This window comes from Pseudomonas sp. COW5, from assembly GCF_026240005.1.
GTDB lineage: Bacteria > Pseudomonadota > Gammaproteobacteria > Pseudomonadales > Pseudomonadaceae > Aquipseudomonas > Aquipseudomonas kribbensis.
The window spans coordinates 43,008-61,597 of record NZ_JAPHVP010000001.1; the positions used below are offsets into that span (position 1 = coordinate 43,008).

Consider the following 18,590-nt stretch of genomic DNA (forward strand, 5'->3'; position numbering starts at 1 on the left):
TGGCGTTTTTTTGTATCGAACCGGTTACAGCCACCTCTCGAATGAGTGTAGGTGGCTATCACCGCAATACAGGACTCAAAGTCGCTATTTGGTCGTTAGCGCATACGACTCACCGTTTCGCTGCTAGCGGCCGCACGGGTTGGCGTCAACGCCCCGTCAGCCAAGGGCTGCGTGGTCGGGTGCTGACGCTCGGTTTCATCGCGCAGAAAGTCGATGATCGACTGCGCCGACTGTTCGTCGAGGCGCAGATTGGGCATCGGAATCCGCTCGTATTGTTCGAACAGTTGCAGCGCAATCGGGTCTTTTTCTGCCAGTACCCGATCCGGCTCGCGGATCCAGCGGTTGAGCCAGGCCGGGTCACGCTGGCGGGTCACGCCGATCAGGTCCGGGCCGATGTTGCGCATGCCGATGCCTTCACCGTCCTGCGGGCCGAGGCTGTGGCAGGAGGCGCACCGAGTGCGGAACAGTTCTTCACCGTTGCTCGGCGGGCGAATTTCCGGCGCATTGGCGTAGCTTTCTTCGATACTCGGCTGCTTCCAGTTCTGCAGGGTGTTGGCCAGTTGATCGGCGAGGATCCACGGGTTCTCGAACGGCGAGGCCTTCATCCAGCGTCCGGTGCTCTGGTTGCCGACGATCAGGCTCAGGTTGTGGTCCTTGGTGCGGCCGTTGTCGACGCCCTCGATGAACAGCCCGAGTTTCTTGCGCAGGTCGGTGACATCTTCGAATTCGCCGGTGAGGAATTTCCAGCCGGGGCCGACCTTGAAGCGTTGTGAATAGGCCTTGAGGACCTCGGGTGTGTCGCTCAGCGGATCGATGCTGATCGAGTAGAAAAAGATGTCCTGTCCGACCCGATCACCCAGCAGTTTCTGCACCTGACGCAGGCGTGCGGTTTCCAGTGGGCAGGAGTCACTGCACGAGGTGAAGATGAAGTTAATCACCACCACCTTGTCTTTGATCAGGTCATCGAAAAAGCGCACCTGCTTGCCGTCCTGATCGGTCAGCAAAGTGTTGGGGAAATAGTCGCCACCCCAGGGGGTGGCGGATTCGCTGGCGCCTTCGGGCAGCGCTTGATGGGCGATGAGCACCTGACTGCCGAGCAGGCAGGTGACCAGCACCAGAATCAAGTGCATGCCCAGGGCGCGGGAGCGCGGCGTTGGCCGGGTCATGTCGGCTCCCTCCCTGCTCATTTCTTCACGGTCACTTGCGGGCCGAAGCCATCGCCAGCGCGGAAGGTTGGCAGCGCGGCGGAGTTGACGTAGCGCACGCCATCCCAGCTCGGCAGCGGTGTCGGCATCAACTGCAGTTGCCCGGGTTTCTCGAGGTCCCAACGCAGCAGCATCGAGTTGTCCTCATGCTGGGTGTTGTGACAGTGCTCCATGTAGGTCCCGGCGAACTCGCGGAAGTTGATCGCCATTTCCACGCTGTCCAGCCCGTCGGCTTCGGAGCCGATGCGATAGACATCCTTGCGTGCCCATTTTTCCCATTCAGGCGGGGCCTTGCCGCCACGGCTGAGGATGATCCCTTCCTCGAAGTGCACGTGCACCGGATGGCTCCAGCCCTTGCCGCCGAGCTTGATGTTCCACACCTCCAGGGTGCCGAACCCGGCAGTGCCGGCATCGGTCGGGCCGCTGGCCAATTTCGTTGACGCATTCAACCGGCGTGGGTCCATGTGGAAGCCGAAGCCGCCATCGGTCTTGACCGTCCACGGTGCTTCATCGGTGCCGTCGCTGCGGCCGAATGTGAAGGTCCGGTGACGGGCGTTGGCCAGCAGCGCCTTGTCGGCGGCGTTGTCGCGGTGGATCTTCAGCGGGATCATCACCATGCCTTCAGCCTTGCCCGGTTTGGCCGGTTCGTAGGCTGCCGGGTCCATGGCCAGGTCCTGGCCGGTAAAAGGCTTGACGTTGAGCTGCAAGACCTTGCCTACCGCCGGATCGCCCTTGTCCCATTGCGGGCCTTTGCTGGTCTGTTTGATCACCGCCAGGTACTTCTCGGAGAGCACGTCGGACAGCGAGATCGTCTCTTTCGGGCCTTTGCCGTCGTCCTGGGCCTGAAGGTTGACGAAGAACAGTTTGTCGCCCGGTTTGATGCCGTTTTTCGAGAAGTTGACGATGATGTCGAACCGCTCGGCGATGCCTTGGGTCGGCAGAATCGCGTTGTGGTTCTGTTTGTCGCCGTCGGCATCCAGGTCCATCGAGCCGTCGAACGGCACGCTGTGCTCCATGATGTTGCCGTCGTTGGCGATCATGTGGAACGGCACGCGGCTGTAGGAAACACCGGAGTTCTTCGGCCCCTGGAATTCACCGCTGGTGCCTTTGATTTCCCGCACCAGCGCGAGTTTGAAGTAGCGCGAGACCGAACCGTTGAGGATGCGGAAACGGTAGCTGCGGGCGCGCACGTCGAGGGTCGGTTTCCACTGCCAGTTGACCAGCACCTGATCGCCGATGAAGCCATCGGTGTTGAACGGGTTGAACCACAACTGACCTTCCTGATCCCAGGCCTTGTCGGCGAACACCAGGTTGACGTCGTAGTCGCGGTTGCCCCACGGCAAAGCGCTGCCGCTGGGGAAACGCAGGTTGACCCCGTCGTTTACCGATTCGTTGCCGCGATCCAGGGCGCTGTAGTAGTTCATCATCGCGGCGTTGCCCTTGTAGACGTTCTGCGCGGTGAAATCGAGCATGTGGTCGTGGAACCAGTGGGTGCTCATGGTTTCGCGCCAGTCGCCACGGATCTTGATGGTGCCGTGGTCGCAGGTCTTCTTCGCAGGCTGCAGGTCGTTGACCCACAGGGTTTCCCCTGGCGCACACGGGAACGCCGCACGCGGATCCTCAGCCTTGGTGTTGATGCTGTCGTAACCGGCGAGCTGGATCGGCCAGCGATAGTCGTAGTACTGGCCGGGGAAGAAAAACGCGTTGGCATAGCCGTCGCTTTCCGCCGGCGCGTGGCCGTTGTGCTCGTGGGTGGTGATGGTGTGCAGACCGAAACCACGGTTCGCCGACGGATCGATCGGCAAGCCGTTGTAGTGACGCATCATCACCGGTTGGCCGTAGCGCACCATCAACAGTTTCGGCGGCAGCGTGCCGTCGAAGGTCCACACCGAGTTGTGGTTCTGCACCGGCATCGCCGGGTGGAAACGCGCATCGACGCCCTTGGCCGTGCCATCCGTCGCCGGCACGCCGGCAACGTTGTGGTACAGACCGCCAGGACCGAACTCGCCGACGGCATAACCGTGCATCTGCCGACTGTCACGCAGGCCGCCGTTCAGACGCGCACCGGTCTGCACGGTCTTGTAGGCGACTTGCGGGTAGAACTCGTTCCAGCGCTGGTGGGCCCAGCCTTTTCCCGGTGGCCGCCCTTCGGCGGACGAACCGATGTGGCGGTTGAGGAACAGCTCGATCTGCGACTGCCACGGGTTGCGGTCGACGACGTTGGAGAACTGGCTCGGGAACGGCGTCAGCCCCGGTTGCCGCAGGAACGCGTCCAGCGCGGTGCCCGGTGGCGCACTGCGGGCGACACTGTTCGGATCCTGGGCCGGCGCCGGGCCGATCGCGGCTGGCGGAAAGCCCAGCGGCGCGGCCGGGGTGGTCGGGTCGAGTTTTTCCGGGCCGAACTCTTCGAACAGGACGATTTGCTGGGTAAACGGCTGAGCGCCAAACAGCGGGCTCGGCTTGCCGTTGGTGGGGTAGTTGAAACTGGTCTGCACGGTCGGCGGCAGGATGTTTTCCGAACGCGTGGTGTTGCGCGTGCCTTTCACCCCGTCGGGCAGATCGAAGGAATCTTCGTTGGCCTCGGGCATGGTCAGGATGGCGTTGAGGGCCGCCGGTTCATCGGCCGGCTCGTCGTAATATGCGGACGGGTCGGAGGCTTCCGGCTGGTTTTCGTCGTCGATCGGGCTCGCTCGGACCCCGGCCATGTTGCCCAGGGCCAACATCAGAAAGACGCTCAAAGGCGTCAGCAGAAACAGCTTTTTGGGGTCACGCGTTGTTCTGTCCATCACCAGCCGCCTCATCTAAGGAAGGGGTGATGGTGTTTTGCAATTAGCTCGCCAACGTATTAATCCCCGTTGAAACAAGCCGTTACAGACGCTGTTGAATTCCCCACTCCCCGGTGACCGGGGCCTGACACCCGCTCCTGGGGAAAGTTCACCCCATTACTGGATGAGCTGAAACGCCAGACGAACGGTGGTGCCCTCGCCTTCGCGGCTGTCCAGGGTCACGCCGCCGCCAAAGCGCTCCATGATCCGTTTGACCAGCACCAGCCCTACGCCGAGGCCGCCCTGCTTGGTGGTGAAGAACGGCCGGAACGCCATGCTGCGCTGTTCTTCGTTCATGCCTTTGCCGGTGTCACTGAGCATGACGCTGACGCCGCCGTTGTTTGTGGGTTCGAGCGTAATGGTCAACGTACCGCCCTTGTCCATGGCTTCCAGTGCGTTGGCCAGCAGGCTGTTGAGGATCTGCGTCAGTTGTACCGGCTGGCTCAGCACCATCGGCGTCTGCTGCGGATGAAACACCACGTGCACGCCCGCTTTGGCGATCTGTTGTTCGAACGCCACCAGACTTTCATGCAGCGCCGCCACCAGGTTCACCGGCTCTGGCTCGTCATTCAGCGGTCGCAGCGACTGCAACAGTTCGCGCACCCATTTCGACATGCGATCGACCTGGCCGATGATGTCCTTGATGTTCTTCTGCGCCGGCCCCGCGTCGAATTCCAGGGCCAGTTCGGCGCTGGAACGGATAGTCGCCAACGGGTTGCGCAGGCTGTGCGCCACCGCCGAGGACATCTCACCCAATGCGACAAAGGTTTCATTGGCAATCAGTTGCTTCTGCTGCACCGCCAACAGAATCGCCGCCCGCCGCACGATCCAGTACAACCCCAGATAAATCAGCCCGCCGCCCAGCGCCGTGGCCAGCCATATCAGGGTCAACCCCCGTTCCATGCGGGCGATCAGGTCCTTGGGTTCCTTGTAGATCTCGACCATCGCGGTGACGTTCTTGCCGTCGGCGTCGAACAACGGAATGTAGTTCTCGATGAAGATGTAATCCGGCGGTACCACGAACTTCTGTTCTTCACGACCCTTGTCGACGTTGTGATAACTGGCTGATACCGGAATTTTCTCGTTGAACGCGCGATCAAGGTCTTCGTCGGCATGGATACGAGTGTTGACCAGTGCGGGGTTGGTCGACCAGATCACCAGGCGATCCGGCGCGTAAACGTTGGCGAGGATCACGTCCGGCAGATGCTCGATGTGATCGAGAAATTCGCCCCGGGCGCTGGCCCGGGCCGCCGGGTCGACGTCGGGAAAGTCCCGGTCCTGGCGCGGGTCCAGCAAGTCGCCCATGGTGCGGATATTGGGAATCGAAACGTGGCGCACCTCAGCCGAAGCGATGGCCTGAATGAACTGCGCCGTCAGCAAGGCATCGCGCTGCACACTTTCTTCGATCACGAAACGCGTCGACACCGTGCCGAGCGCCACAGCCACCGTGCCGATCACCGCCATGCTGATCAACGAAAACCAGCGCAGCAGATTGAACGGCTGCTTGCGCGAGCCCAGCCGCAGACTGCTCTCCTCGACCGGTAGCGTTTTTGACTGCATGTTCATGGCGGCGACTTCCCGATACGTCCCTATAGGGTTATAGCCCACGGTTGGGTGATTGCCCGGATGCGGGGGGTGAACGGCCCCGGTGTCGCCGCTCAACGGAGTCGGGAGTGTGCTGAATGGATCAACTACTTACGACGCTACGGAGCGAACGATGCTATCGATCCTCCCGGCTGTGCCACAGGCGCAATAAGTAGATGCTCGATCCTACTATTTCGTACCGCATCTCGTAGTGCCCAACCAGAATCCTGCGCACATCGCGCGGCTCGAACTCTTCCAGGCGTTCACCCAGGCGAGGATTGCCCATCAGCATCATTGGCGCAGCGGTGAGTTGTTGAATCGTTCGCGCGGCGGCCGGTTGATTCACCGCCGATAAAAATTCGTAAAGCCTTGTGAGATCGGAAAGACCTTTGCTGGTCCACTTCAACTCCATCAGCGGGGTACCGCAAGAGGCGTATCGGTACTCAAACTGTCGGCCCATGCCTGTACGGCCTGATGATCAATGACCCGGCCAGCGTCAACATCGGCAAGCGCCTCAAGCGTCAGCCGGCTGCGTTCCTCTTCTTGATCAATCCAGGCGCTGAGGGCTTGTTTCACAATCCAGTTGCGCGAACGCTCCAGACGCTCAGCCATCAGATCAACCTTTTCAGCCAGTTGCACAGGGACATGTGCAGTCACAGATCGGGTTTTCATTGTTGTAGCCATATGAAGTTGACTCCTGAAAGGTGAAGGCACCGGTTGCTCACGAGGCGGCAACTTATGCTCAGGCTAGCCTCGATGATTGCTTTTGCGCGATCACGATACAAATTGAATCAAAGTTAATCACAGTTACTAAGCACCTGCCACGGCACCCGACGGAATACGGAGGCCACCGCAGGAAAAAACTCCTTGTGATGAGTCATACAGTGAGCGGCTCCCCCACAGTCCCCAATGCTGGGGACTGTCGCCCGATGCCCGCACTGCAAAAAATCTCCACCCTCACTCGCCAACCCTTGCGCCACGGGCCTTTGCCAGCTGTTGCCCGGTCGTTGGTATGGAAGTTGTAAAGCCCCTCTGCAACTGACCCACCCCCAAGGGGCAGGCACTTCGATAGAGGGATTAACTCATGCACCCTTTACTGTCCAAAACCGCGACCGTCCTGGTCGTGAGCGCCCTGGCCCAGGGCATTGCCCAGGCCGCTCTGTTCGCCGTCGATCCCGGCCCCTATGCCCCGGCGACCGGCGGATTTGCCAGTTGGTATCAGGACACTCACGGTCGCACGCTGGACCTGTGCCTGTCCAAAGCGCTCAGCTCGCGCGTACCGAGCACGCCCGGCGCCCCTTCGTACATGTGCTCGCTGATCCCCGCGCCGGGGGTATTCGATGACACCCAACCGATCGTCTTCCCGACCAACTTTCCCGACGAAGCGTTCTGGTTCACCGCCGACGGCACCGTTGTCGATGCGGCCCGGGGCATCAACCTGTCCTATGGCTCGGCCGTCGAAGCGGCATTCAGTGGCGGCGATCCGGTAGAAGGCGACCAGATCAGCTTCGCCCGCATCCGCATCCGGGTCGATGTGCCCACCGCCGGTACCTACGTGATCACTCACCCCTACGGCGTCGAAGTGTTCAACGTGGACACCCCCGGTCGTCGCGCGATCAACATGACCCGCGACATCGGCATCGGCAGCCCGAAAACCTACGACGGCGCGCTCAAGGGTGACGTCGGGCCGTTCCTGCGCAGCGTCAACGGGCCCTACACCGAGACCAATCCGGTGAGCGGCGGCGCCGAACAGTTCGTCGGCGACCCCAACCTCGAAGAAGCCGTGACCGGCAGCCCGTTCAACACCAACTTCCTGCGCATCGAAGGCCCCGGCGGGATCGATCTGCGCACCACGGTGTTTGCGGTCTCCGGCAAGTTGTCGACGGTGGTTCGACCCACGCCGCTGATCACCGAGCGCAGCACCTACTCGCGCAAACCCGGCGACAGCGCCCCGGTGGCCCAGCAGGACGTGTTCGTCAAAGCCCCGCCCGCCCCGGCCACCGTCGCGGTCACCAGCAGCACGCCGGTGCTCAACCTCAAAGAGGCCGACAGCACCGGCAGCTGGTACGCGCAATCGCAGGTCAACCCGACCTTGCCGACCACGCTGCAAGTGACCGCCGACAACCACCTGGCCATCGCCACCAGTTCGCCGACCACCCTGCCCATGGCCCTGACCGACCTGGTGGTGATCCAGCGCGCCGAGTACAGCCTGAGTTCCGGGCAACTGACCGTGGTGGCCTCGACCAGTGACGAAACCTCGCCACCGGTGCTCACCGCCACCTCCGGCACCGGCGCCGCCATTGGAGCCCTTGGCGGTGATGGCGCAGTGAAAACCCTGGCCACCGGGATCTCGCCGATTCCACCGGCCAGGGTCCGGGTGACGTCGTCCAACGGCGGCAGCGATACCGAAGAAGTGGTCATCGTGCAATGAACGCTCACATGCCCAGATCCGCATCAGGAGGCATCATGAACAAGTGGCCACGCTTCGCGCTCAACGCGCTCGGGCTGACAATCTCGCTGACCGGCAGTGCGTTCGCGCAACTGGCCGCCGTCGATCCCGGCCCCTACACCTTCGCCACCGGGAAATTCCCGATGTGGTATCAGGACAACAACCTGCTGTCGATGGAGCTCTGCCAGTCCCGCGCCGCCAGCTCGCGAGTGCCGGCCGCCACACCGCCGGCGTACATGTGCACCCTGCTGCCGGAACCGGGGATTTTCGACGATACGCTGCCGATGGTTTTCCCCGACAACTGGCCGCCGGAAGCCTTCTGGTTCCTGGCGGAAACCAATATTCCTAACAACGGGGCCGGTTACGGCATGGACGCTTATGTTGCCGGGGTCGAAGCGGCATTTGCCTCGGGTAATCCGGTGGACGGTGATCAGCAGAGCTTCGCGCGGATCCGCATCCGGGTGAACGTGCCCGTGGCCGGCACCTACACCATCACCCACCCGTATGGTGTGGAAACGGTCACCGTCACCACGCCAGGCCGGCGGGCGATCAACATCACCAAGGACGTCGGCATCGGAGCCCCGGGCAATTTCAGCGGCGCGCTCAACGGCGCCATCGGGCCGTTCCTGCGCAGCATCAACGGGCCTTACACCGAAGTGAACCCGGACACCGGCAACGTCGAAACCTTCGTCGGTGACCCGAATCTCACCGAAGCGGTGACCGGCAGCCCGTTCAATACCAACTTCGTGCGGATCGACGGTCCCTCGGGCGCCGGCTCGATTCAGACCGCCCTGTTCACTGTCGCCGGCAAAGTCCTCGACAACCGTCAACAGACCCAGGTCGCTCTTGATCGCGCCACCTATCGCCGGACCTCTGCCGGGGTGCGCACCGAAGTGTTCGCCAAGGCTGACAGCAGCTCCACCCTGTGCTTCCGCGAAACCCTCGCGCTGCTGCCCGGCCCACCGAAGACGCCGTGCCAGACCAGTCTGTTGGGTGACAACAACGGCTTGTTCTTCGGCCAGCGTCTGGGCAACGGGACCCTGCCATCGGTGATCGTCGTGACCGCCACCAACCCGGCCGGGACAACGCGCCCGACCTCGGTCTCGGCGAAGCTCACCGATGTGGTAAAAATCCAGACCGCCCGCTACAGCTGGGCCAATCACAGCCTGCTGATCGAAGCCACGTCGACCGATGAAGTCGCCGTGCCGGACATGGTCGCCCAAGGCTACGGTCGCCTGTCGAAGACCGGCACCCTGCAAAAAATCACCGTCGCCGACCTGACCCAGCCGCCGGCTACGGTCACAGTGAAATCCGCCGCCGGTGGCAGCGACACCGAGCCAGTGGTAGTTGTCGGCAACGCACCGGACACTGGAGAAAACCAGGCGCCGCTATCCGTCGCCGATACCGGCAGCACCAGTTTCGGCGTGCCGATCACCCTCAACGTCCTGACCAACGACAACGACCCGGACGGCAACGTGCCGCTGACCATCACCGCGCTGACTCAACCGCCGGCCGGCCAGGGCACCGTCGCCCTGAACGGCACTACGTCGGTGGTCTACACCCCGCCAGCCGTGGTCAACGCACCGCTGACCACAACCTTCACCTACAAGGCCCAGGACAGCAAAGGCCTGGCCTCGGTGAACCCGGCCACGGTGACCATCAGCGTCGCGCCGAACCGGCCACCGACCGCCGTCGCCGACAGCGTCGCCACATTGGGTGTCGCGATCCCGATCAACGTGCTGGCCAACGACACCGATCCGGAAGGCAACGTGCCGCTGGGCGTCGCCAGCCTGACCCAACCGCCGGCAGGACGCGGCACGGTCAGCACGGACGGTACGGTGATCACCTACACCCCACCGGCCACCGTGACCACGGCTTTCACCACGACCTTCACCTACATCGCCCGGGACAGCTTCGGCGCCCAGTCGACGCCGGCCACGGTCACCGTGCAAGTGTCGCCACGACCAGCGGCGGAAACCTTCACGATCACCACCTCGACCGTGCAGGCCCGCTCCGGCAACCGCTTCAACTGGGACTTCGCCGGCACCTCCTCGGTGACCACCGGCAACACCATCACCGTGCAGGTCACCACCCCGACCGGGCTGGTCACCCTCGGCACGACGACGGTACCGGTCACCGGACGCTGGCGGCTGACGCTGAACAACACGACGGTGGTGCCATCGGCCAATCCGACCGCCACCATCCGTTCGTCCCAGGGCACCGTGCGCACCATCTCGGTGACCACCCTCTGAGCCTACGCCCCACCCGCCCCACACCGCTTGGCGCGGAGTGGGTGGGGCCGGTCTCAGCCACGATTTCAGGTTTGCGCAACACGACACACCATAGGACAACGCCATGAACACGCCGACCGCCGCCCTGCTTTGCCTGCTCGCCCTGTGCGGCAGTGCGGGCGTGCGCGCCGACGACCTGATGGACAACGACGACCTGGCGCCCTCCGCCGACCTCGGCGAACTGCCGTCCCCGGTGGGCCAGCAAGCCCTGATCGATCAGAACGGCCAGGCCAACCTCGCCCTGCTCTCACAGAACGGTCAGTCGCTGCTCGGGCGGATTGTGCAGTCGGGCAGCAATCAGGAGGCGTACATCCTTCAGCAAGGCAGCGACCTGATGGCCTTGATCACGCAAAACGGCTCCGGCAACGCCGCTTCCATCACGCAAACCGGCAGCCACAACCGCGCGCAGATTTCGCAAAACGGCAACAACAACGACGCCAGCATCGAGCAGGCCGGCACGGGGCTGCAAAGCGCCGTGACCCAGTCGGGCAACGGCATGAGCGTTTCGGTCAAGCAATATCGCTAAGCACTGCAATCATCGGAGAGTTCATCATGTTCAAACTGACGCCCCTCACCGCCGCCATCCTGGTCATGATCAGTGCCCAGGCCATGGCCGACGACAGCCTGTCCACCCAGAGCCAGGTCGGTACTGCCAACATCGCCAATGTGAAGCAGACCCAGGCCCCGTTCAGCAGCGCCACCCAGACCCAACTGGGCCAGGGCAACGACGCCGCGGCCGTGCAAGACCATGCCAGCAGCGTCATCACCCAGGACGCGGTCGGCGACTACAACGCCGCCTATGCCGAACAACTTTACGAAGACAACGGCACCATCACCCAGCAACAGACCGGCGCCTTCAACACCACCCACGCCAGCCAGTCGCTGGGCTTCGGCGCCCCCAACACGGCCCTGCAACAACAGCAAGGCACCGGCAACTTCTCGTTCGTCTACCAGGACTCGCAGAACGGCAGCGAAGGCAAGACCTTCCAGTTCGGCGACAGCAACGAAGCCAACATCGAGCAACTGTACGAAGGCAGCGGCAACAGCTCGGTGATCACCCAATACGGCACCGCCAACTACGGCACCGCCGAACAGGTCACCCACAACGGCGGGCAGATCGGCATCAACCAGGCCGGCGAAAACAACTACGCCTACGGCGACCAGCGCAACGGCACCGGCGGCAACATCACCATCAACCAGTTCGGCAACCTCAACGGCACCGAAATCTGGCAAGACTCGCAACTGGCCAGCCAGGCCACCGTCAACCAGTACGGCGACAGCAACGAAACCGTGGTCGACCAGAGCTACGGCGAAAACAACACCGCCGCCGTCACCCAGGTCGGCAACACCAACGCCATCTATGCGGACCAGTTCGAATCGGTCAACTCGACCCTGGCGCTGTATCAAGTCGGCAACGGCAACGTGCACTACACCTACCAGAGCGGCGACGGCCACACGCTCAACGCCACCTCCGTGGGCAACGACAACAAAGTCTACGCCAGCAACTGGAAAGGCCCGCAACACGGCGGCCAGTTCGGCAGCAACCAACGCGCCACCGTCAATCAGGCCGGCAACGGCAACATCGCCAGCTTCACCCAGGACGGCGTCGGCCACATCATGACCACTCACCAGACCGGGACCGACAACAAGACCACGGTCAGCCAGGCCGATTCCTACAACGAGCTGTACTTCGACCAGAACGGCAGCGACAACATCCTGATCTCCGACCAACGCGGCACCACCAACCTGGTTCAAGGCTCGTCGAACGGCTCGGGCAACAGCGCCGAATTCGATCAATCCGGCACCGGCAACCAGGCCTACACCGCGCAGTTGTATGGCAGCGACAACATGATCACCGTGAAACAGGCTGACACCATGAACGTGGCGTACGTGACCCAGGGCGGCACCGGGAACATTGCCAATGTGGATCAGAGCGGGATGACGCAGACTGCGACCATTCAACAGTTTGGGTCGGCTAACCAGGCGACGGTATTGCAGCAGTAAGTGTCGGGTAAAAAAAACCGCGATCCCCGGGTGAGGGATCGCGGCTTTTTTATGTCAGCAGGACGATTCAGCCTTCGCTGCTCTTCACGACAGAAAACATCATGCCTGTGTGATCACCCGTCCTCGCCGAGTATTTGAGGTCGCCTACCCGACGCTCGACTGAATCTTCAGAATTGAACTTCACAATGGATTCATGGAATACCTCCATCACCATCTTTTTGTTCTCCTCCACCGGAATGTCAGGATTGAGTGCCTCGGTGGTCGCCAACAGAACAGTCAACATACGAAGCTGCTCCGCCTCCTCCTCGTTTGGAGAGATATTGATGATGATCACGTCGACGTTGCCGTCATCCTTGTCAAGGGTTCCCATCATCGTCAGGTCCTGGCTGAAAATGTAATTGAACACCCCCGTAGCGCCGGTTGTGTCGACTTCAAAGTCGGCGGCTTTGTATTCTTTTTTGTATCGACCGATAGCGGCGTTGAACGCGTCATGAAACTCGTCGACGCTCAATCCCATGGAAGTCGCAGAAGGTGAAGCGTCGCGGTTGGCGCTGGCGGAGACGCCCTCCGACCCGCCAAAGCCTGCGGCCTGCTGAACCTTGGTGGAGGTATAGGTGAGAAGAGCGAAAGACGCTCCACTCATGACCAACCCTGCCAGGAACAGGCTGAACCGGCTGGGGATCCGACCGGTTTTTCTGTCCCTGAAAAGCTTCGGCGCTATCACACCAACCACCCCAATCAAGGCGAACGTCACGGTAAACAACAGCGCCAGCGCGAACAGTATGAGCACTTATTCATTCCTTTTGATTTGCACACTGAAAGTGATGGCATTCTAACGTCACCCATGGGTAAAAGCCCATGGTCGGGTCCTACAGAAAAATGGAACGTTTTCAGAAGCTTCGGGAATTTTCTGACGAGTTGTGGCGGTTGGCCGTCGGAAGTGCAGGCTCTAGGATTTACCGGGACAACTTGATCCCCATGGAGCTAGGCCTACATGCAATTCATCCAGACAGCGACGACAGCGATACCTTTCGACCCACTGTGCCCGGTGGTTTCGGATCTTGATCCCGAGGAGCAGGCTGCGAGTTATGACCGTTGGTTTCGGGCCGAAGTACAGGCTTCTCTCGATGATCCGCGTCCGAGCATTCCGCATGACCAAGTGATGGCCGAGATATATGCCTTGATGGAATCGATGCGCAAAAGGGCTGATGCTAATTGAGATGAAATATACGACTTATAGCGGCTCGAGCCTTCTTGCCGTCTGCCTCGTACAGCCCCTGTAACAAAGCCTGATCGGTTAACCGATGGAGGCGAAAATGGTTGTAGAAGGCTTGCCCCAATCGCTGGTTATCAAAAGAGCCCATTTCCCACAGACCCAAGAATTCTGCATAGGTAGCGCTGTCGATTACCAGTGGTGGTGAAAGGTCCATGCGCTCCTCAAAAATAGTTAGTCGTCAGGAAGCAGTAGAGTAGCCAAAATCGGCATTGCGCTTTTCTACTTTTCACATTGCCAACGCAAAGCACTCACTCCGCCTCATGCTTTCTTCGTTTGTCCTCCATCAGGGCCGACATTTCAGCCATCACCTGCGCATTCGGAATGCTGGGTCGTGGGTCATCGATTGAAGCCTGTACTTTGGCAATCAACCAACGGTCGTAGCTGGCGGCCTGCTCTTCGCTTTCGAAGTCTGAAACGATTGTGGAGATCAGGGGATCCATGGTGGCTCCAATTTGAAAATGAAAAACGCGGCCCTGTTCTTGGGTCGCGTTTTTTATTGGGGATGGATCAGTCCTTCAGCTCGACGTGATCCAAGGCCTGATTCACGGCCAGCTCACTCAACATGAGGATCTGCGCGATACCCAGCGCGGTCTTGCGGTGGGAGGGGTCGAGGGTGGCGGCGAAGTTGTTGAGCATCTCGCTGGCCGAGCCCAGGGATTCGCTGGCGTTGGCGAGCAGGGATTCGGTGTTGTAGGCCGGGTTGGCGAGGTACATCGGGGCGGGTTCGTTGACGCTGCCCATGATGTGGGCGCCGGGGCAGAGGTAATGGTCCAGGGCGCGTTCGGCGGCTTCGTGGAGTTTTCTGGAGTTGATGGAGGTGTATGGGGAGGTTGGGTCGGTTTCGGGGTTGGCTGGGTTTTCGGGTGGGTTGGGTGTTGGTTTTTTCATGGTGAATCTCCGATCCTGAAATGAAGCTGGCCCATTCGGTTTCCGAACGAATGGGTGGCAGCTGTACGCAGGCTGGAAACCCGGGGAACGGAGAACCCGGTTGACCCGAAGGTCTCCCGCGCACAGCCGCCATAACGGAGTGCACACTTTTTAAGGTGCGCAAGCATACGTTATGAAAAGCGCTAGTGCGCTCGGTTCTTGTCGGGGTTTCCAATCCCGATCGCTGAATTGGCAGCGACCGAAACAGGCTAGAGCCCGCGCTTCCGACGGACAACCTGAAAACCTTGTGGGAAGGATCGTTAAAACAGACACAACTTTTAAACATTCGAGACTGAGACGCGGAGCGTACCGGCTGCATTTCCACGCGGAGCATGGGGACGATCAATGCAAGCGGAAGATCAAGAGCGCCCTCACCCTAGCCCTCTCCCGGAGGGAGAGGGGACTGACCGAGTTGTTTGGGAGAGGTACGCCGACGTGAAATACCGAGTTGCACTCAGGTTTTAAAAACACATACGTCTGCTCAAACCACCACCACCACCACCAACAACAACAACAACAACAACAACAACAAGAGCGACAGGAACAACATCAACAACTACCACTACAACCCGCGGCGAAGCCGCCCCACTCAACACGATGAGCGTTAGCTCAAGTACCGCTTTTGACGTGCCGGCCCCTTCGGCAGGCTGAGTGGAGGGATTTATCCGGGGGTGGGAGCGCAGCGACCGTTCGACGAAGTCGAACACATCGAGAGGAGGTGCAGCGAAGCAAACCGGAGGCGATGCCCCCGGATGAATCCCGGAGCGAAGGAACCCCGAGCCCCAGCGAGGGGCCGAACGCCGGGGCCCAGACCTTTGGTTACTTTGGGGCGTTTGCCAAAGTGACCCGCTGTAAGAGCGGAACCGCCAGTCGCAACACCCAAAAAAACGGATATACACACAACCCCAAAAGAACCTGGTCGGCCCAAAGGCCGCCAAGTTCACTCCGCCTCAGGATCAACTTTGTTCTGGGTGAGATACCGATTCAAAGTCTCATCCCCCGCAGGCGAAGAATTATCCCCGGCAACCTGCCACAACCGCCGCTCAATCCCCTGCGCCAGCAAATGCCCCACCGCCGCCTCGATCGCCGACAACACACAAAGCTGAGCCGGCTCATTGGTCGTGTACCCCGCCTCAGCCTCAAGCAACTTCTTGAACTCGATAAACTTGAACACCCCGGCACTGCGCGCCACCGAGTAAATCGTCTTGCTGGTCATCACATTCGCCAACACCTGCCCGCTGCGCACATCCACCGCGCGCAAATTCACAGTCACCTGATCAACCCGGTACTCACGGGACAGATCGATCCCCAGATACCGCGCCCCCTCCCCGCCGCTGCGCACGTTGGTGTCGTACGCAATGATCCCGCCCTCGAGCATCATATTCGCCGCCTGCAACGGTGGCAGCTCGGCCTGAATGTTCACCGGCGTATTCGGCTTCTTCTGCGACGCGCGAATGATCTTGCGTTCGGTCAGCAGGTTCTGCAGCCCTTCCCGCTCCAGCACCACAAACCAGCCGCTGGCCTGCAAGGCGTCCATCAACATCGATGCCGCGCCTTGGGTGACGCTGGTGGAAAACGAACTGGCCGGCGTCGGTTTGTACTGCCCGGTCTGGTCACGGAAACCGTACACCACCGCCATCAGCCGGCCCTTGGGTCGCGGCATTTTCAGCAAGTCGTAGTAGGTCGAGGCCCTGGGGGTCAGGGTCGGAGTGTCGGTGTCCTGCTCGGCCGGCATCGGCTCGCGCAGACCACACCCTTGCAATGCCGCCAACATCAGCCCTAGCACTATTATTTTTTTCATGTCCTGCACTCCCCGGAACCGTCATCCCGTCATGGGTTGAGGCCGTTCACCTGAATTTCCGAAACCTGCCCGCTCGCTCGGTCAGTCACTTCAATGGTCAGTGCCCCCGAGTCGTCGACCACGTTGACGATGAAGGCGTCGGTGGACAGGCTCCCCGTATTGCCGGTGGAGATGTTGTCCAGCAGTTGCCCCAGCAATCGCGACTGCAGCTGGCTGGTGAAGCGTTCAAGGGCCGAGGTGCCGGCCACTGTCGAACGTTTCTTCAAATCGGGATCGTCGAAGTCGTTTTGCGCCTGGGCGTTGTTGAGCAGCCAGGTGCCGTTGAGCGGGTTGCCGCCGAACGACGGGTTGACCGGCGTGTAGACCAGTTCAGTGGCCTGGACGGCGGCGGCGCCGGCGAGCCCGATCAACAACCCCGGGATCCAGAATCCGCGGCGCCGTGAGAACGTTGTCGTGTTCATAGTTCGTCCTTCTCAAGGTCGGTGGTGTCCTGCAACAAGGCTTCCAGCTTGCGCCGGACCACCTCCAGTCGAACCGAGTCGGCGGCCTCGTAGGCCTCGTCCTTCAGTTCCACGGTGTTCGGCGGCAGGAAGCGCCGATACACCAGGCGTTGCTGATATTCCACGGTCACCAGGCTGCCCCAGCGCGCGTCGGGGCGCTCGCGCACCACCAGGTTGAAATCCATCGGGCTGGTGTCGCGCAGGCGTTCGCTGAACGAGTAGTAAAAGTCGTGGCCGATGTGCGAGATCGTGTCGTCGACGATGAAGCCCATCATTTCGTCTTCCTCGGCGGCGCTGATACAGCAGGCCACCACCGACAAGATCAACGCGCACCACCACTGACGGCTCATGGCTGCAACGCCTGCGGCAGGGCCGACTGCCCTTTGATCGGGGCTCCATTGCCAGGGCCGGTGCCATCGAGAAAGGCTTTTTCAGCAACGAACTGCCAGTCCGAATAACGCTGCATGCCTTCAAAATCCGACCATTGCGAGGGGAAGTCCGCCTGCTTCAACGGCACCTCGGTGGACGGGCTGTTGATACCGGTGATGCGGCCATCGAAACCCCGTTGCAGCGCCCATTCACCGCCACCAATCGGGTCTGGGTAGAGCTGACGCAAGTGATGCCGGGCTTCTGGAAAACGCTGGTCGTCGAGCAAGTCAGCGAGTTCTTTCGGGTACTGCGCCAGCCCCGGCGAACTGCGGTAGTAGCTGCGCAGCGCCTGGGCGTACTGGGTGCCGACCCACAGCAGTTGCTTCTCGCGATCACGGCGCGACACCGTCGACCACAACTCGCCGGCACTGGCCAGGCCCATGCCCATGATCACGATCAGGAACAGCACACCCAGGTAGGTGAACCCGCCCTGCTCCACGCGCTTACCACTCGGAATACTGGCTGCCATCACGCGCCCTCCCGGTAGCACCGCTCTTGATATCGGCCACGCCGCCCGCCACACCTTCCGGCGGCGCGATCAGCACCCACTGGTCTTTGCGCTCGGTGATCGGGTCCAGCGGCGCGTTACGCAGGTAGCGCAGCTCCACCAGTTGTTCGATGGAGTCGGGATAGCGCCCGGTGTCGCCGTAGTAGTGATCCAGTGCTTCGCGCATGGCCGACAGGCTCTGGCGCAGGGTGGTTTCCTTCGACGCTTCCAGGCTGTTGAAGTAGCGCGGCAGTGCGATGGTCATCAGGGTCGCGATGATCGCCATCACCACCATCAGCTCGAGCAAGGTAAAACCCTTTTGCCGGCCCATGAGAGTCACCACTCGCGGTAAGCGATGCCGTTGAGGCCACGGCCCCTGGCGTGGGAGTAGACGTCGAACACGTCTTCGCCATCGCGCGGGTTCTGGGCCGAACTGTCGTAGGCCCGCAGGCCCCAACCACCGTTGTCGTCACGTTTGGCCGGTACCAGCGGGTCGTGAGGTATCCGGCGCAGAAAGTAGAACTTGGCACCCTTGGCACTGCGCACGTCGCGCACGCCTTCGACCAGCACCTTGAGGTTCGGCGGGTAGCCGCTGCTGTTCAGGGATTTCTCGATGTAGCCGGCATCGAAGGCACGCTTGTAGGCGTCGATGCCATCGCGGATCTGATACAGCGCGGTGCGCAGCTCCTGCTCTTTGCCACGCCGCACCAGGGTCTCGGTCAGCGGCGCGGCCATGCCGGCCAGCAGGCCGATCAGGGCCAGCGTCACCACGACTTCGATCAAGGTAAAACCGCGCTGGGAGGCGTTCATGA

The 18,590-nt window shown here is 61.3% G+C and carries 20 protein-coding genes; 5 read left to right on the plus strand and 15 right to left on the minus strand.

The window, feature by feature from the left end; genetic code table 11:
- Positions 1 to 95: 95 nt before the first annotated feature.
- The 5 genes from OQ248_RS00185 to OQ248_RS00205 all read right to left on the minus strand — a co-directional run bounded on the left by OQ248_RS00185 (position 96) and on the right by OQ248_RS00205 (position 6,298).
- The gene (locus OQ248_RS00185) at positions 96 to 1,166 is read right to left on the minus strand and encodes an SCO family protein (RefSeq protein ID WP_265811717.1); all 1,071 of its coding nucleotides are present in this window, start codon (positions 1,164 to 1,166) and stop codon (positions 96 to 98) included.
- Between the two features lie 17 nt (positions 1,167 to 1,183).
- A complete protein-coding gene (locus OQ248_RS00190; protein ID WP_265811718.1) occupies positions 1,184 to 3,991 on the minus strand; it encodes a multicopper oxidase domain-containing protein in 2,808 nt (935 codons plus the stop codon).
- Between the two features lie 156 nt (positions 3,992 to 4,147).
- Positions 4,148 to 5,596 (minus strand): ATP-binding protein, encoded by a 1,449-nt coding sequence (locus OQ248_RS00195; protein WP_265811719.1) that lies wholly within the window; start codon positions 5,594 to 5,596, stop codon positions 4,148 to 4,150.
- A 154-nt stretch (positions 5,597 to 5,750) separates the two neighbouring features.
- Complete coding sequence (locus OQ248_RS00200) at positions 5,751 to 6,026, minus strand: type II toxin-antitoxin system RelE/ParE family toxin (RefSeq protein WP_265811720.1); 276 nt, start codon at positions 6,024 to 6,026, stop codon at positions 5,751 to 5,753.
- A complete protein-coding gene (locus tag OQ248_RS00205; protein WP_119429841.1) occupies positions 6,026 to 6,298 on the minus strand; it encodes a ribbon-helix-helix domain-containing protein in 273 nt (90 codons plus the stop codon). The genes OQ248_RS00200 and OQ248_RS00205 overlap by 1 nt, the downstream gene beginning before the upstream one ends.
- Positions 6,299 to 6,698: 400 nt before the next feature.
- Between OQ248_RS00205 and OQ248_RS00210 the strand changes: the two genes are divergently transcribed.
- From OQ248_RS00210 to OQ248_RS00225, 4 genes are all read left to right on the plus strand, one after another.
- Positions 6,699 to 8,045, plus strand: a complete 1,347-nt coding sequence (locus tag OQ248_RS00210) for a hypothetical protein (protein ID WP_265811721.1) — start codon at positions 6,699 to 6,701, stop codon at positions 8,043 to 8,045.
- Between the two features lie 35 nt (positions 8,046 to 8,080).
- Positions 8,081 to 10,315, plus strand: a complete 2,235-nt coding sequence (locus tag OQ248_RS00215) for an Ig-like domain-containing protein (RefSeq protein WP_265811722.1) — start codon at positions 8,081 to 8,083, stop codon at positions 10,313 to 10,315.
- Positions 10,316 to 10,418: 103 nt separating this feature from the next.
- Positions 10,419 to 10,880: a curlin gene (locus tag OQ248_RS00220; protein ID WP_265811723.1), complete on the plus strand. Its 462-nt coding sequence runs from the start codon at positions 10,419 to 10,421 to the stop codon at positions 10,878 to 10,880.
- A gap of 26 nt (positions 10,881 to 10,906) precedes the next feature.
- Positions 10,907 to 12,358, plus strand: a complete 1,452-nt coding sequence (locus OQ248_RS00225) for a curlin (RefSeq protein ID WP_265811724.1) — start codon at positions 10,907 to 10,909, stop codon at positions 12,356 to 12,358.
- A 67-nt stretch (positions 12,359 to 12,425) separates the two neighbouring features.
- Here OQ248_RS00225 and OQ248_RS00230 read toward each other — a convergent pair whose 3' ends face one another.
- Complete coding sequence (locus OQ248_RS00230) at positions 12,426 to 13,148, minus strand: hypothetical protein (RefSeq protein WP_265811725.1); 723 nt, start codon at positions 13,146 to 13,148, stop codon at positions 12,426 to 12,428.
- 204 nt (positions 13,149 to 13,352) lie between these two features.
- On the opposite strand from OQ248_RS00230, the gene OQ248_RS00235 reads away from it, so the two are divergent.
- Positions 13,353 to 13,577 (plus strand): antitoxin, encoded by a 225-nt coding sequence (locus OQ248_RS00235; protein ID WP_085607698.1) that lies wholly within the window; start codon positions 13,353 to 13,355, stop codon positions 13,575 to 13,577.
- On the opposite strand, the gene OQ248_RS00240 is transcribed toward OQ248_RS00235, so the two are convergent.
- The 9 genes from OQ248_RS00240 to OQ248_RS00280 form a co-directional block, all read right to left on the minus strand.
- A complete protein-coding gene (locus OQ248_RS00240) occupies positions 13,570 to 13,788 on the minus strand; it encodes a hypothetical protein (RefSeq protein WP_265811726.1) in 219 nt (72 codons plus the stop codon). The two genes, OQ248_RS00235 and OQ248_RS00240, sit on opposite strands and share 8 nt — an antisense overlap.
- Positions 13,789 to 13,882: 94 nt before the next feature.
- Positions 13,883 to 14,074, minus strand: coding sequence for an antitoxin (locus tag OQ248_RS00245; RefSeq protein ID WP_265811727.1), 192 nt, complete (start codon positions 14,072 to 14,074; stop codon positions 13,883 to 13,885).
- Between the two features lie 67 nt (positions 14,075 to 14,141).
- On the minus strand, positions 14,142 to 14,522 hold the full coding sequence (locus tag OQ248_RS00250; protein ID WP_265811728.1) for a hypothetical protein: 381 nt from the start codon (positions 14,520 to 14,522) through the stop codon (positions 14,142 to 14,144).
- A 979-nt stretch (positions 14,523 to 15,501) separates the two neighbouring features.
- Positions 15,502 to 16,362, minus strand: coding sequence for a CsgG/HfaB family protein (locus OQ248_RS00255; RefSeq protein ID WP_265811729.1), 861 nt, complete (start codon positions 16,360 to 16,362; stop codon positions 15,502 to 15,504).
- Between the two features lie 29 nt (positions 16,363 to 16,391).
- A complete protein-coding gene (locus OQ248_RS00260; RefSeq protein ID WP_265811730.1) occupies positions 16,392 to 16,823 on the minus strand; it encodes a curli assembly protein CsgF in 432 nt (143 codons plus the stop codon).
- Positions 16,820 to 17,212: a curli production assembly/transport protein CsgE gene (gene csgE / locus OQ248_RS00265; protein ID WP_265811731.1), complete on the minus strand. Its 393-nt coding sequence runs from the start codon at positions 17,210 to 17,212 to the stop codon at positions 16,820 to 16,822. Before csgE ends, OQ248_RS00260 begins: the two co-directional genes overlap by 4 nt.
- Positions 17,209 to 17,760: a type II secretion system protein gene (locus OQ248_RS00270; protein WP_265811732.1), complete on the minus strand. Its 552-nt coding sequence runs from the start codon at positions 17,758 to 17,760 to the stop codon at positions 17,209 to 17,211. The genes csgE and OQ248_RS00270 overlap by 4 nt, the downstream gene beginning before the upstream one ends.
- Complete coding sequence (locus OQ248_RS00275; RefSeq protein WP_265811733.1) at positions 17,735 to 18,109, minus strand: type II secretion system protein; 375 nt, start codon at positions 18,107 to 18,109, stop codon at positions 17,735 to 17,737. Before OQ248_RS00275 ends, OQ248_RS00270 begins: the two co-directional genes overlap by 26 nt.
- Positions 18,110 to 18,114: 5 nt before the next feature.
- Positions 18,115 to 18,588 carry a type II secretion system protein gene (locus tag OQ248_RS00280; protein ID WP_119427956.1) on the minus strand — a complete coding sequence of 158 codons (474 nt, stop codon included), beginning with the start codon at positions 18,586 to 18,588 and terminating at the stop codon, positions 18,115 to 18,117.
- Positions 18,589 to 18,590: the final 2 nt, after the last annotated feature.